The organism is Vibrio sp. Isolate34, from assembly GCF_022397915.1.
Lineage (GTDB): Bacteria > Pseudomonadota > Gammaproteobacteria > Enterobacterales > Vibrionaceae > Vibrio.
Window position 1 is genome coordinate 26,084 of record NZ_JAKEUO010000010.1, and the last position, 13,910, is coordinate 39,993.

14 protein-coding genes are annotated in these 13,910 nt (G+C 43.3%); all 14 read left to right on the forward strand.

Translation table 11 applies throughout. The annotated features are described in order from the left end of the window. The 14 genes from L1D22_RS12265 (at position 1) to rng (ending at position 13,901) form a co-directional block, all read left to right on the forward strand. Entirely contained in the window at positions 1-1,224 is a 1,224-nt protein-coding gene (locus L1D22_RS12265) for a type II secretion system F family protein (RefSeq protein ID WP_239830017.1), read from the forward strand. Positions 1,225-1,227: 3 nt separating this feature from the next. Then, complete coding sequence (locus L1D22_RS12270) at positions 1,228-1,683, forward strand: MSHA biogenesis protein MshF (protein WP_239830018.1); 456 nt, start codon at positions 1,228-1,230, stop codon at positions 1,681-1,683. Positions 1,684-1,762: 79 nt separating this feature from the next. Next, positions 1,763-2,338 (forward strand): prepilin-type N-terminal cleavage/methylation domain-containing protein, encoded by a 576-nt coding sequence (locus tag L1D22_RS12275; RefSeq protein ID WP_239830019.1) that lies wholly within the window; start codon positions 1,763-1,765, stop codon positions 2,336-2,338. A gap of 35 nt (positions 2,339-2,373) precedes the next feature. After that, on the forward strand, positions 2,374-2,841 hold the full coding sequence (locus L1D22_RS12280) for a prepilin-type N-terminal cleavage/methylation domain-containing protein (RefSeq protein WP_239830020.1): 468 nt from the start codon (positions 2,374-2,376) through the stop codon (positions 2,839-2,841). A 146-nt stretch (positions 2,842-2,987) separates the two neighbouring features. After that, a complete protein-coding gene (locus L1D22_RS12285; RefSeq protein WP_239830021.1) occupies positions 2,988-3,479 on the forward strand; it encodes a prepilin-type N-terminal cleavage/methylation domain-containing protein in 492 nt (163 codons plus the stop codon). Next, positions 3,476-4,045: a type II secretion system protein gene (locus tag L1D22_RS12290; RefSeq protein WP_239830022.1), complete on the forward strand. Its 570-nt coding sequence runs from the start codon at positions 3,476-3,478 to the stop codon at positions 4,043-4,045. The genes L1D22_RS12285 and L1D22_RS12290 overlap by 4 nt, the downstream gene beginning before the upstream one ends. After that, a complete protein-coding gene (locus tag L1D22_RS12295; protein WP_239830023.1) occupies positions 4,045-4,785 on the forward strand; it encodes a type II secretion system protein in 741 nt (246 codons plus the stop codon). The genes L1D22_RS12290 and L1D22_RS12295 overlap by 1 nt, the downstream gene beginning before the upstream one ends. Continuing rightward, on the forward strand, positions 4,775-5,209 hold the full coding sequence (locus L1D22_RS12300) for an MSHA biogenesis protein MshP (protein WP_239830024.1): 435 nt from the start codon (positions 4,775-4,777) through the stop codon (positions 5,207-5,209). Before L1D22_RS12295 ends, L1D22_RS12300 begins: the two co-directional genes overlap by 11 nt. Beyond that, a complete protein-coding gene (locus tag L1D22_RS12305) occupies positions 5,206-9,105 on the forward strand; it encodes a DUF6701 domain-containing protein (protein WP_239830025.1) in 3,900 nt (1,299 codons plus the stop codon). The genes L1D22_RS12300 and L1D22_RS12305 overlap by 4 nt, the downstream gene beginning before the upstream one ends. A 150-nt stretch (positions 9,106-9,255) precedes the next feature. Further along, the gene (locus L1D22_RS12310) at positions 9,256-10,299 is read left to right on the forward strand and encodes a rod shape-determining protein (RefSeq protein ID WP_017055947.1); all 1,044 of its coding nucleotides are present in this window, start codon (positions 9,256-9,258) and stop codon (positions 10,297-10,299) included. Positions 10,300-10,393: 94 nt separating this feature from the next. Beyond that, positions 10,394-11,281 (forward strand): rod shape-determining protein MreC, encoded by an 888-nt coding sequence (mreC, locus tag L1D22_RS12315; protein WP_239830026.1) that lies wholly within the window; start codon positions 10,394-10,396, stop codon positions 11,279-11,281. Beyond that, on the forward strand, positions 11,271-11,759 hold the full coding sequence (mreD, locus tag L1D22_RS12320; protein WP_010434372.1) for a rod shape-determining protein MreD: 489 nt from the start codon (positions 11,271-11,273) through the stop codon (positions 11,757-11,759). The genes mreC and mreD overlap by 11 nt, the downstream gene beginning before the upstream one ends. Positions 11,760-11,766: 7 nt before the next feature. Further along, positions 11,767-12,411 carry a Maf family protein gene (locus L1D22_RS12325; protein WP_239830027.1) on the forward strand — a complete coding sequence of 215 codons (645 nt, stop codon included), beginning with the start codon at positions 11,767-11,769 and terminating at the stop codon, positions 12,409-12,411. Positions 12,412-12,431: 20 nt separating this feature from the next. Beyond that, entirely contained in the window at positions 12,432-13,901 is a 1,470-nt protein-coding gene (gene rng / locus L1D22_RS12330) for a ribonuclease G (protein WP_017061363.1), read from the forward strand. Positions 13,902-13,910 lie beyond the last annotated feature (9 nt).

The following is a 13,910-nucleotide window of genomic DNA, read 5'->3' on the forward strand; positions in this document are numbered from 1 at the left end:
ATGCCAACTTATCGTTATGTAGGTCGCAGTTCGGATGGCAGTCAAGTTACTGGTCAGTTGGATGCGAATAACGAAGATCTCGCTGCTGAAAGCTTGATGAGTAAGGGGATCATTCCAACCTCAATCAAGCTGGGTAAAAGTGGTGGTTCAGTCTTAGATATGGATGTATCTAGCCTGTTTACGCCGAATGTCCCTCTTGAGGTGTTGGTTCTATTTTGTCGACAGTTATACAGTCTAACTAAAGCGGGCGTACCACTACTAAGGTCGATGAAAGGCCTCACTCAAAATTGCGAAAATAAACAGCTTAAAGCGGCTCTTGAAGAAGTGGTTGCTGAGCTCACTAATGGTCGTGGACTAGCGGCATCAATGCAGATGCACCCAAAGGTATTCAGCCCGTTGTTTGTTTCGATGATCGGTGTTGGTGAAAATACGGGTCGTTTAGATCAGGCTCTGCTTCAGTTGGCTGGATACTACGAACAGGAAGTTGAGACTCGTAAGCGAATCAAGACCGCGATGCGTTACCCAACCTTCGTGATCAGCTTTATTTTGATTGCGATGTTCATTCTTAACATCAAGGTTATTCCACAGTTCTCGAGCATGTTCGCACGTTTCGGAGTTGACCTGCCGCTGCCTACTCGTATCTTGATTGGTATGTCGGAGTTCTTTGTGAATTACTGGGGCTTAATGCTCGGAGTGATCTTTGGCCTTATTTTTGCTTTTAAAGCCTGGGTAAAGACAGACAACGGGTTAGAGAAGTGGGACAGATTACGTTTGAAGATGCCAGTGATCGGTGGCGTTGTGAATCGAGCACTATTGTCGCGCTTTTCACGTACCTTTGCTTTGATGTTAAAGGCGGGCGTGCCACTTAACCAATCATTAGCTTTATCGGCTGAGGCTTTGGATAACCGTTTTCTAGAACTTCGAGTTCAAGCTATGAAGTCGGCCATAGAAGCGGGCAGTACCGTATCATCTACCGCGATTAACAGCGACATTTTTACGCCGCTGGTGATACAAATGATTTCAGTCGGTGAAGAGACGGGTCGTATCGATGAGCTATTGCTTGAAGTGGCTGACTATTATGATCGAGAAGTCGATTATGATCTGAAAACCCTAACCGCTCGAATCGAACCAATTTTGTTGGTTATCGTTGCTGGTATGGTGTTGGTTTTAGCTCTGGGTATCTTCCTACCAATGTGGGGAATGCTCGATGCAATCAAAGGCTGAGGAATGCTAAATAACCTACAGCGATCACGTTTTGTTATTTGGAGTGTGGTTATCCTTTTTCTTGTCATTGGATTACTTTCTGCATGGGAAACGGTAGAAGAAGAAGCGACTAATACGGCATTTATCGTAGCGAGCAAACGAATTCTTGAGCAAGCAAACCTGTTCAAACAACAGTATTTGTTAATGGGGGCTAAGCGAGAGGACGATTCGGAACGACCAAAAGTTTACAGCCGAACAGGGTGGATAATGCCAATTCAGGGCTCTGAACGAGACTGCAGTTATTGGCTGGATCAATTATATCCCCAAGGGCGCATTTTAGGGCTAAGCTCTCCAAGAGTTGAAGATAAAAGCGATAACATACACTTTCACTGTACTTATCATTATACTGATAAATATCAGATAGATATTTTACTCGAAAGAGAAAGGTTTAGTGTGAAAGCCAATATTTTGGCTTTGTGAAAATATTGACAGGTTTTTTATGGTTTTATACGAACGCGAATGTATAATGCGCGTTAATAATTAGATGGGTAGGTAGAAAATGCTTAAAAATCAAAAGGGTTTCTCCCTTGTCGAATTAGTCATAGTGATTGTGGTCGTTGGTTTATTGGCGGTAGCGGCTTTACCTCGCTTTCTCGATGTGACAGATGAAGCTAAGAAATCAAGCATTGAAGGCGTTGCTGGTGGCTTTGCGACCGCAGTTTTGTCGGCTAGAGCGCAATGGGAAGCAGAAGCTAGACCATCAGAGAAGATAGGTGTTGAAACATACAATACTGTAAATTATGATGGTGTTGATTTTTGGTTAACAAGATCAAAGAACAGTAGCAATGTCGATACCGACTTTCGAGATGGCTACCCATGGACTCTGAATAATGATTCTAGTACCGCGCCACAAGAAATTTCAGATGAAACATGTTCTGAACTAATGGAAAACTTACTGCAAAATCCACCTAAAGTAGGTGCGGTTTCAGATGTTGCTAGTGACTCCAATTACAAATATTCAGCGCAAGCGAATTCTGGTGATGCAACATGTACTTACATTCAATTAGAAGGTAATACTGAGCACCAATTTGTTTACGAAATTAAAACTGGTCGTGTGACCGTAACTTTGCAGTAAGTCTGCGTAAAATTAAACATAGAGAGAGCTTAACTATGAAAAGACAAGGCGGTTTCACCCTAATCGAACTAGTGGTTGTAATTGTTATTCTAGGTATTCTTGCTGTAACTGCGGCACCACGTTTCCTAAACCTGCAAGATGATGCGAAAGAGTCTGCGCTTCAAGGTTTAGCTGGTGCTATGAATGGCGCTTCAGGCATTGTATTTGGTAAAGCTGCAATTGAAGGCGACGAAACTTCAAGTACACCTGTTACTGTTGAAGGTGTTCAGACTATTTGGGGTTACCCAACGGCTACTTCAGCAGGTATCGCTGCAGCAATCGATATGGATGGTTTCGTGTATCTTGCTGATGGTTCTGTTAGTGCAGGCGCTACAGTTGACTATGGTTTTGAAGGTTACACAGCTCAATGTGTACGCTATACAGCTGCAACATCAGCAGCACAAGCTACAGCCCGAGTTGTAAGCCCTACTGGTGATGATGCGGTAAATGGCGCGTGTGAGTAACCTTTAGATTTTAAGTGGAAAAGGCCAGCTCCCGCTGGCCTTTTGTGTATCCGAAGCACATAAATATCAAAACTATTCATATACATAAGATCGAAAGCTTCGTTATCTTATATAATCAGTATTCGCTAGGCAGTTAGAGGCTCATTATGGATAGCAGTACCGTACCTAAAGGCTTTACTCTGGTAGAGCTGATCATAGTTATTATTATTCTCGGTATTGTTTCTACTTTTGCCGCAAGTCGCTTCGTTGGTACTTCTAGCTTCTCTACTTTTTCTGCACAAGAGCAAGCCATCTCAGTCATTCGCCAAATCCAAGTCAATCGAATGCAATCGAATGTTTCCGCTGCTAATGACAGCTTTCGCCTTGCTATTAATAGTGATTGCTTAGGTTCGGTTTCGGCATGTAGTTTAAATTTCTCGAATAGTGCTCAAAAATCACAAGCTGACGCGCGCAGTGATTATGTGCGTGAGTCAGATATTACATTTTCTCCTGCGAATACTATTATCGACTTTGACTTATTGGGTAACCCTTCGGTGAGCTCTGGGGTAAATATTACGATTAACTCAACCACTTCGAGTAATAGCGCCCAAGTCTGTATTAATTCTCAGGGCTATGTACGAGAGGGAACTTGCTTATGATTCGCTCACGTGGATTTACTCTGATTGAAAGTATTGTTGTGATTATCGTCCTAGGCATTGCGATGGTCACAATTACCAGCTTTTTAACACCACAAGTGGCAAGCTCAGCTGACCCACAGTATCAAAACCGTTCAGTCGCTTTAGGCCAGAGTTTGATGAATCAAATATTGGCACGTGGTTTTGACGAGCATAGTGATTTTGATGGCGGTCTTATACGTTGTGGTGATGCAGGTGCTACGTCTTGTTCTACTCCGAATGAACTTGGCGTTGATGGCTCAGAGGCAACGCCCGCAGCTTTTAACGATGTAGATGACTATATCGGTTGTTGGTACACAGATACCACCGAGTCAGCCTGTACTTCATCGCCCAAGTACCCATTATCCAATATCTTAGATGAAAATATTGAAGGCAGTTATGCCAATTTCAGAGTCGAAGTGTCGGTGTTTTATGATCAAAACATGGACGGAATTAATGATAATGCGATTGGCACGATGAAGCGTGTTGAGATACAGATCTTTGGTGGTAACAACCGTTATAGCTTGGTTGCTTACAAGGGGAACTACTAATGAAACAACGTGGTTTTACTCTTATCGAAATGATCGTCACCATTCTTGTGGTTGCCGTCATTGGCCTCGCAATCGCTGGTTTTGTTGAATACGGCATGAAAGGCTATGTTGAGACTATTGATCGTCAAAAAGTACAAGTAAAAGGCCAATTTGTTGTTGAGAAAATGTCGCGAGAAATCAGCCATGCGGTCCCCAATAGTTTTGATACTAGCATTACGCCAGTTTCTGCTTTTACTCAAAAGTGTTTAACGTTTTATCCAATCAAATACTCCGGCTTTTATTACTTTGATGAAGCTAACAATAAGCTTGATTTCATCGTTGGACAAGATTCTCCGACTCTAGATAATGATGATTACATTATTATCAATCCAACTAACTTCAATGATCTTGCTGCAATATCAAGTAAACGTATCGATGTGTCAGGTGCGACACAAAATAACAATGCTTTTAGTGTGCCTGTAGTTAGCCTAGCTAGCGAATCTCCCGCTAAACGACACTACGTTTATGATCAGAATAGTCATGTGAGCTATTGTCTTGTTAATGACACCATTCAAAATCAAGGTCTAATCCAGCGCAATGGAGTTACTGTGGCGGATAGTATCAATTATGCGGAAAGTAATTTTCGTTACGAAGAGCCAAGCTTACAAAGAGGTGGTGTGATTCACATCGACCTTGTGCTTGAGCAAAACAGTGAAGTAAGCGTTTACCAACAAGATGTGCAGGTACTCAATGCGCCATAGAAAATCATCTCAACAAGGCAGTGTTTTGATCGTCGCAGTATTTGTTATTGTGGTGATGGGCTTCCTTGCGACTTCGTTAGTCCAAGTTCAATGGTCAAACCACGATACCTTGACCCGCAAACAACTTGGTACACAGGCTTGGCTATTAGCGCATTCTGCAAATGAGTGGGCACTCACTCAAGTTTATCCATTAACTGTATCTCCCGCGGTTTCAACAAGTGTTAGTGCAGTGTGTGGTAATTTAAATTCAAATCAAGTGAGCAGTGGTATGTCAACGATTTGTACCGTTGAAGAATTAACTTGTAGCCAGATTGGAACTTTAGATAGCGTTGGCTTTTTCAAAATTGAATCAACAGCCATTTGTGGTTCAGGTATCAACCAAGTACAGCGTATTCAAGAAGTTTGGGTGAGGGAGTCATTATGATAAAGCATTGTTTAATATTATTCGTTGCGCTTTTATTATCTCCATTAGTTCAAGCTAATGTTAATACTAACCCTCAGTTTGAGTTTGGAACGATTCCAGCCGATAAATGTGAGATATCCGGACCCACAGTAGAGTGTGTTATTGAGTTTGAAAAAAGCTATGATTCAGCACCTTTGGTGTTTGTCATGTCAACGGTGAATGCGAGTCGTTCAAACTTTGATAGTAAGACGACAGAATACCCTTCTGATCTCCGTGTTTGGTCTGTTTCATCGAGCCAAGCAACAATAAAACAACTACTTCCACCCCATGATGCGGCATGTGTTCGCTTGAAACAGAATAACAATGGGCAGTGGCGATGCAGCACCAATACCAGCGATCCTTTAGTGGAGTACGTTGATGCTCCGATGGAAAATATTGACTATTTGGTCATTGAACCAGGCGTTCTGGAATTTGATAGTGGGGCGAAATTAGTTGCAGGAACCATTGATTATAACCGTACTTATTCAAATGCTGGTGGTGGAGCTAATAATAGTAAATCGGTGCAATTCAGTGATTTTGGCTTGTCATCCAACTTTAGCTCTTCTCCGGGCGTTTTAGTACAGATTCAAAGCTTGAGCAATATGCAAGGTAGCGCTCCTGTTTGGTTAACCCCAATTGCTCTAAACCCGACAACAAGTTCATTTAATCTAGTCCTCGATCGCTCAGAAGTTTCATCTAATGCTCAGCTTGCTCGTAATGAACAAGTTGCTTTTGTCGCAGGGCTAGGTGAAGGGTTTATAAATGGACAGAAATTTTGGCTTGGCCAAGGATCAACATCAAATACGCTGAATATCGATGATAGGGTTATCAAACCAATCACAGAAGGTTGTCAGCTTGTACAAGATTTTTCAGCTTCTGGCTTTTCGGGTATCCCGACATTGCTCGCGTCAAAGCGTACACGTAATGGTAACAATGGCGGCTGGCTGAGACGTTGTTCAGTATCGAAAACGGGTGTTGCTTTAATCAACGAAGAAGACATGGCTCGAGATGATGAACGTGCTCACGTTGTCGAGCCTTATTCGTACTTTCTATTTGATAAGCCGCCAACGAGTGAAATTTGTCAGTTATTTCCTTCGCCAGCTCAAACATGGAAAAATAACGAGAATACTTATATTTTGTTGGATACATCGGAGGGTATAGAAGGAGCGTTAGTATCAAATGGAAAGAGGTATATAGGGTTTCCTCAAAATACGATAACAGGAAATAAGAAGGAGAGCGCTTGTGATGGTACAGAGTGTTATGGTGAAGAAGGATTGTTGGTTAATCAGCAAGAACTAGAAAGCTTCCAATCTCCTGATAATGGACTGGAGACTGTAAATGTATGGCAGGATGATGCAGAGTTTTCTAACAGTGAATCAATAGGAAGTTTAAGTGTTGGAAAAGGTTCTGTAACATTTTATAGCGGCACATATTGGGTCGGTAGTTTGGATATTAATAACGCAGGGAGAGTCATAATCCCTGATGGAGAAAAAGTTATTATCCATATAGGAAGAGTGAATTTAAGTAATAATGATTCATTTTTCGGTGAAGAAGGTGATGGGCAATTAGTCGTTTTTATTCACGCATTGCAGAATTCTAATGTTAACTTTGCCAACCAGAGTGAGTTTAGAGGTCTTTTATATAGCGAAGTTGATGTCATTATGAGTAACCAGTCAACGGTCTATGGTGCAGTTACTGCTAAGGCTATCAGCCTGAGGAATACTTCTAAGATTATTGCGACTGACAATCATTGTTTTCAACCTTCGGATGATTACGAGATAGAAATTTCTCCCGCAACCGATCTCGCCTTGATGTGTGGCGACGACTCTCCTCAATTTACTATTAATACCTCTAACAATGGTGTGGCACAAAGTCTAGACGTTACCGTAGGTATTACGCCAGACGCTGATGAATTCGACGTTTCTGTACTTCAAGGTTCAGGTTCTTACCCTAATTATGTATCAAATGACGATGGTGAATTAACTTTAAAAGTTGTCGCTAAAGATACTGCTAATATTGATTTTGATACAGGTTATAAGCTAACTGCGACATTAGTCGATGATTCTGGCAAAGAGGTTGAAAGTCAGTTCAAGTTTGTACCATTTAAATTCTCTTTAGTGGATGGTGATAACCTGACAAATCGTTTGGAGGCCATTGCGGGGCAGGCAACACCGACAGTCACAAAAGTTTTAGCATGTGACTCTGGTGACTCGATTGTTGTTGCTGAAAACTATACAGGTGAAGCTGGGGATGAAGTTACCATTGCTCACGAGCTTGATAGCTCTTGGAGTGGATCCGATGGCTCTTTGATTTATTTACCTGAGTTCGAAGAAGGTAGCGCCTCAACTGACCTAACTATCTCTGAGTCAGGGCTTTTCAACGTCACTTTAAAAGATAGTAGCTTTGATTGTACTGGTTTCGCTGGCTGCCCAGAAGACGGGAGTTATGATGTTGAAGGGAGCTTCTCTGTGTACTCTCGTCCGTGGAAATTTGCCATCTGCACGAGCAACAATTCTGATGGAAACAGTAGTAGTGGAAGTGCGTTTGCTGCTGCAGGGGAAGAGTTTGACGTGTTTGCTAAACCTATTCGATTCTCGAGTAACACTAACCCTTCGTGTAACAATAGCTTGGTAACACAAAACTATTTGCTGTCCTCTGGTGCTGTCGTTGCAACTCATACTCTGGATACACCTAGCAATAATGGTGCAGTGCTTGGTAGCTTAGAGCCTGGTAGCCAACTGACTCAGTCTAGTTCCGATATTAGCCCTAATGATAATGGTTATAAATTCAAAAGTTTAAAGTATTCAGAAGTTGGTAGTATAAATTTTGAAGTGACCGAAGACTCGAGCAGCTTTTACGGCAAGATTCTTGGCGGCTTCTCTGGAAGTAAATCAATTGGCCGCTTCTATCCAAAGTACTTCCTGCAAGAGAATCCTGAATGGAATGTCGCGAATCAAAACGATATTGCTTATTTAGGTCAGCCTTATGATTCAAGCATTCATCAAGTGTATCCAATGGCATCTGGTGAAAGCAGTGTCGGCAACGCGCTCAGCAATTATCGTTTCTTTCATTCAGACTTACAGGCGAAATTTGGTGTTCTAGATGACACAGCTATCGATAACGAGTTCTTACTGGATACTGAGGCAGGCACTTGGTCTAATGATCGTAAGCATTGGTTGTTGAACGATAGTGCCGCTGTTCTTCAGCGAGTTACGGATTCGGATGATGTTAGCCGCAGAGATGCACCGTTTAATACGTCAGATGCTAACTCCACTATTACCCACTTTGGCTTGGCTGTTGCAGGAGGTGATCCTGTTTCATTTACTGACTCTGATACTTTGACTGATTCTGTCGAGTTTCCGGTTCAGCCTCCAGCTCGTTATGGCCGAATGGCGCTTGACGACATTGGTGGCAATTCCGGTACTACCTTAACTATCCCACTTCGAGCTGAGTTCTGGGATGGCAGTGAATTTGTTGTTAATGAAGATGATAATCGCAGTACTTTTGATGGTTCAAAAGCTTGTAAACAAGTGATTTGGCACAGTGACGGGGCGATAACCACGTTAGCTTCGCTTAACGGCAGTGGCAGCGTAGATGATGGTGAGGAAGAGGTCACCGCGAATCAAAATACGCCTGCAGGTACAGATACGCCGCGTGAGCAAGTCCGTCTATGGTTAAGAATGGGTGATTCGAAACCAAGCAAGAAGACGGGCGAAAATGACATATCATGTTCGACAGATTACGAAGATCAACCTTGGTTGCAATACAATTGGCGCCAACTAGGCGATGAAGATCCCTCCACCGTCGTCACATTTGGCATCTACCGCGGTAACGATCGTGTGATCTACCGAGGGGAAAGTGGCTTAACAGGTCAGTAATAATATAATTTTTGCCCCTTAAGTTAGGAATCTGTAAGAAATTGCGGGTTTCAGTCCATGTTTATACTTCAATGCCTTGCCGTGACAGCAAGGCATTGGTACATTTAGTGCAATTTTTGTCTTCTAATTCTTGCAGGATGAGCGAAGAATATGTTTAAAAAACTTCGTGGCATGTTTTCAAACGACCTATCGATTGATTTAGGTACCGCCAATACCCTTATATATGTAAAAGGCCAAGGCATTGTTCTTGATGAGCCTTCAGTTGTCGCTATTCGTCAAGATCGTACAGGATCGGCAAAAAGTGTTGCTGCTGTTGGTCACGCAGCTAAGCAAATGCTTGGTCGAACGCCTGGTAACATCTCAGCGATCCGCCCAATGAAAGATGGTGTCATTGCTGATTTTTACGTAACCGAAAAAATGCTTCAGCACTTTATTAAGCAAGTGCATGACAACAGTGTGCTTAAACCAAGTCCTCGTGTTTTGGTTTGTGTACCTTGTGGTTCAACTCAGGTTGAGCGTCGTGCTATCCGTGAATCAGCGCTAGGTGCTGGTGCTCGCGAGGTTTACCTAATCGATGAGCCTATGGCTGCTGCGATTGGTGCTGGCCTACGTGTATCTGAGCCAACAGGTTCTATGGTGGTTGATATCGGTGGTGGTACGACTGAAGTTGCCGTTATCTCACTGAATGGCGTGGTTTACTCATCTTCTGTTCGTATCGGTGGTGACCGTTTTGATGAAGCGATCATCAACTACGTTCGTCGTAACTACGGCAGCTTGATCGGTGAAGCGACAGCAGAGAAAATCAAACACGAGATCGGTTCAGCTTACCCTGGCGATGAAGTGGAAGAGATCGAAGTTCGTGGTCGTAACCTTGCTGAAGGTGTGCCTCGTAGCTTTAGCCTAAACTCAAACGAAATTCTTGAAGCACTTCAAGAGCCTTTATCTGGCATTGTTTCTGCCGTAATGGTTGCACTTGAACAGTGTCCACCGGAGCTGGCTTCTGATATTTCAGAAAATGGTATGGTACTGACGGGTGGTGGTGCACTGCTTAAAGACCTTGATCGCCTGCTAACAGAAGAAACAGGTATCCCTGTTGTTGTTGCAGAGGAGCCACTTACGTGTGTTGCTCTAGGTGGCGGTAAAGCCCTAGAGATGATCGACATGCACGGTGGTGACCTGTTCAGCGAAGAATAATATCTAGTGTTAGGCTCCTTTCTTATCTAATTTTATGTAAAGAGCCTAGGACCTTGTCTATAGGATCAAATGTCGCTCTAGGACCAAATATAGAATGAAGCCAATTTTTGGTAGAGGTCCCTCTCTACAATTGCGCCTGTTTTTTGCTGTAATTTTATCAGCCAGCCTTATGCTGGCTGATAGTCGTTTAGATGCTTTCTCAAATGTTCGCTATCTATTAAACAGCGTGGTTGCACCTATTCAGTATGCAGCCAACTTGCCTCGCACTATGTTCGACGGTGTTTACGACCGCTTTAGCACTCGTAAAGGGCTGATCGAGTCCAACCATAATATTAAACGTGAAGTCTTGCGACTCAAGAGCGAGTTGATTCTGCTTGATCAATATCAAGAAGAAAACAAACGCCTACGTAAGCTATTGGGCTCTCCGTTTATCCGTGACGAAAAGAAAGTCGTTACTGAGGTTATGGCCGTTGATACTTCGCCATACCGTCATCAAGTCGTGATCGATAAAGGTCAAATTGATGGGGTGTATGAAGGTCAACCGGTGATTAATGAGAAAGGTATTGTAGGTCAAGTCACTTTTGTTGCTGCTCATAATAGCCGCGTCTTGCTGTTGACTGATGCAAACAATGCGATTCCTGTTCAAGTTATTCGTAATGACATCCGTGTGATTGCATCTGGTAATGGCATGATTGATGAAATTCAACTGGAGCACATTCCAACCAGTACAGACATTCAAGAAGAAGATCTGTTGGTGACATCTGGGTTGGGCGGGGTATATCCAGAGGGCTATCCTGTTGCTTATGTGTCTGCGGTTGAATCGGATCCTAAACGTGAGTTTGCGGTTATTAAGGCAGAGCCTGTGGTTGAGTTTGATAAGCTCAGATACCTGTTGCTTGTATGGCCAGACGAAAATAAGCAAAAACAAGCGGATCAATCCAGCATAGAACAAGCAATGTTAGAGGGCGAAAATGGCCAATAGCGTTTTAAGAAGCAAGGTCGTAATTGGCTGCTCATTTTTGATCGCGCTTATTCTGCAGACGATCCCTTGGCCTGGTAGTTTAGATCTATTCAGACCTTCTTGGTTACTGCTGGTTACCTGTTATTGGGTTCTAGCATTGCCTCATCGTGTTAACGTAGGTAGCGCTCTGATTCTGGGCTTATTGTGGGACCTGTTGATCGGCTCGACGTTAGGTATTCGAGGCATGATGATGGCAATAGTGATGTACATTATTGCGCTGAATTTCCTCGTGATCCGTAACATGGCGTTGTGGCAACAAGCCATGATCATTGCAGCGTTGACGGTGTTGTTTGAGGTGTTGATATTCTTTGGTGAATATTTGATCCAAGATGTCGTTTTCAATCCATTATCGCTATGGAGCGCATTGATAAACTGTATACTTTGGCCTTGGATGTTTTTATTAATGAGACGCGTGCGTCGCCATTGGCATGTGAGGTAATGTGACGATGGAAAAGAAACATTTAGTTTTGGCATCCGGTTCACCACGCCGCAAAGAGTTGCTATCCCAACTTGGTTATGAGTTTTCTGTTCTCGTAACCGACGTTGAAGAGTGTAAACACGCCCAAGAAACCGCCGAACAGTACGTTAAGCGACTATCTTTAGATAAAGCTTTAGCGGCGCTGTCTTTCTTAGCGACGAATCCTTCTGAAAAGCAGCATGTCGAGTCTGGTTCTGATACTGTAGTTGTCAGTTCTGATGTTATTTCTCTTGATTCTGAAACAGTGGTTTTGGGCTCTGACACCGTCGTGGTAAGCCAAGGGCAAGTACTAGAGAAACCAACCGATTTTTCTGACTCTAAGCGTATGCTTACTCAGTTAGCGGACGGACGTCATCAAGTGATGACGGCAGTCTCTGTGGTTTCGGAAGAAAAACAAAAAACAGAAATCGTTATTACCGACGTATGGTTTAAACCCCTCAGTGAAAAAGAAATAGAACAATACTGGCAAACAGGGGAGCCATGCGATAAAGCCGGTAGCTATGGGATCCAAGGTTTGGGTGGACGCTTTGTTACCCGAATCGAAGGTAGTTATTACGCCGTTGTCGGCTTACCTTTATTTGAAACGGACCAGCTACTGCAAGAATTCTTATAATTACTAATCTGAGGTGCACCATGAGTGCTGAATTGTTGCTGAACGTGACCCCGAGTGAAACTCGCGTGGCCATGATTGAAGGGGGAGCTCTTCAAGAGATTCATGTCGAACGAGATGCTCGACGCGGTATCGTAGGAAATATCTATAAAGGACGTGTAAGCCGTGTTCTTCCGGGAATGCAGGCAGCTTTTGTGGATATAGGCCTTGAGAAAGCAGCTTTTTTACACGCCTCTGATATTGTTCCGCATACTGAATGTGTTGCTGAAAATGAAAAGAAGCAGTTTCAGGTTCGCGATATTTCAGAGCTTGTTCGCCAAGGACAAGACATTGTGGTTCAAGTGGTCAAAGACCCACTTGGTACTAAAGGTGCCCGCTTAACTACAGATATCACTCTACCATCTCGTTACCTAGTCTTTATGCCGGGCGCCAGCCATGTTGGTGTTTCTCAGCGTATTGATAGCGAATCTGAACGTAATCGCCTTAAGAAAGTCGTGTCGCGTTACTGTGACGAACACGGTGGCTTTATTATCCGTACTGCAGCCGAAGGTGCAGATTCTAATGAGCTTGCACAAGATGCGGCTTTTTTGAAGCGACTTTGGCTAAAGGTTCTTGAGCGTCGTGGTAAGCACAAAGCGCGCACTCGTCTATACGGTGAGCTTTGCTTAAGCCAACGTATCTTGCGAGACTTCGTGGGTACTGAGCTGAGCAAGATTCAGGTCGACTCTCGTCTAGAATATGAAAACCTTAAAGAGTTTACTTCTGAGTACGTGCCTGAGCTGACTGACAAGCTTGAGCTGTATGAAGGTGATAAGCCGATCTTTGATATGTACGATACCGAGAACGAAATTCAACGTTCATTGGATCGTAAAGTCGAATTAAAGTCTGGTGGGTATCTGATTATCGACCAAACTGAAGCGATGACCACAGTTGATATCAACACTGGCGCGTTTGTTGGTCGTCGTAATCTAGAGGAGACGATTTTCAATACTAACGTTGAAGCGACTCAAGCCATTGCTCGTCAGCTGCGTTTACGTAACTTAGGTGGCATCATCATTATCGACTTCATCGATATGTTGTCTGAGGAGCATCGTAAGCGAGTGCTCACTTCTTTAGAGGCCGCGTTAGACAAAGATCGTGTGAAAACCAATATTAATGGCTTTACACAGCTTGGTTTGGTGGAGATGACGCGTAAGCGTACTCGTGAAAGTATTGAGCATATTCTGTGTTCTAGTTGCCCTGCTTGTGAAGGTCGTGGCAGTGTGAAGACAGTCGAAACCGTTTGTTATGAAATACTTCGAGAGATCACGCGTGTGAACCGTGCCTACGACGCCGATAAGTTTGTTGTCTATGCCGCAGCGGCTGTTGCCGAAGCGTTAGAGGGCGATGAATCGCATGCGCTTGCTGAGCTTGAAGTGTTTATTGGTAAACAAGTTAAAATCCAGGCTGAGCCTCTGTACATACAAGAGCAGTTTGACGTTGTTATGATGTAATGGAAATTT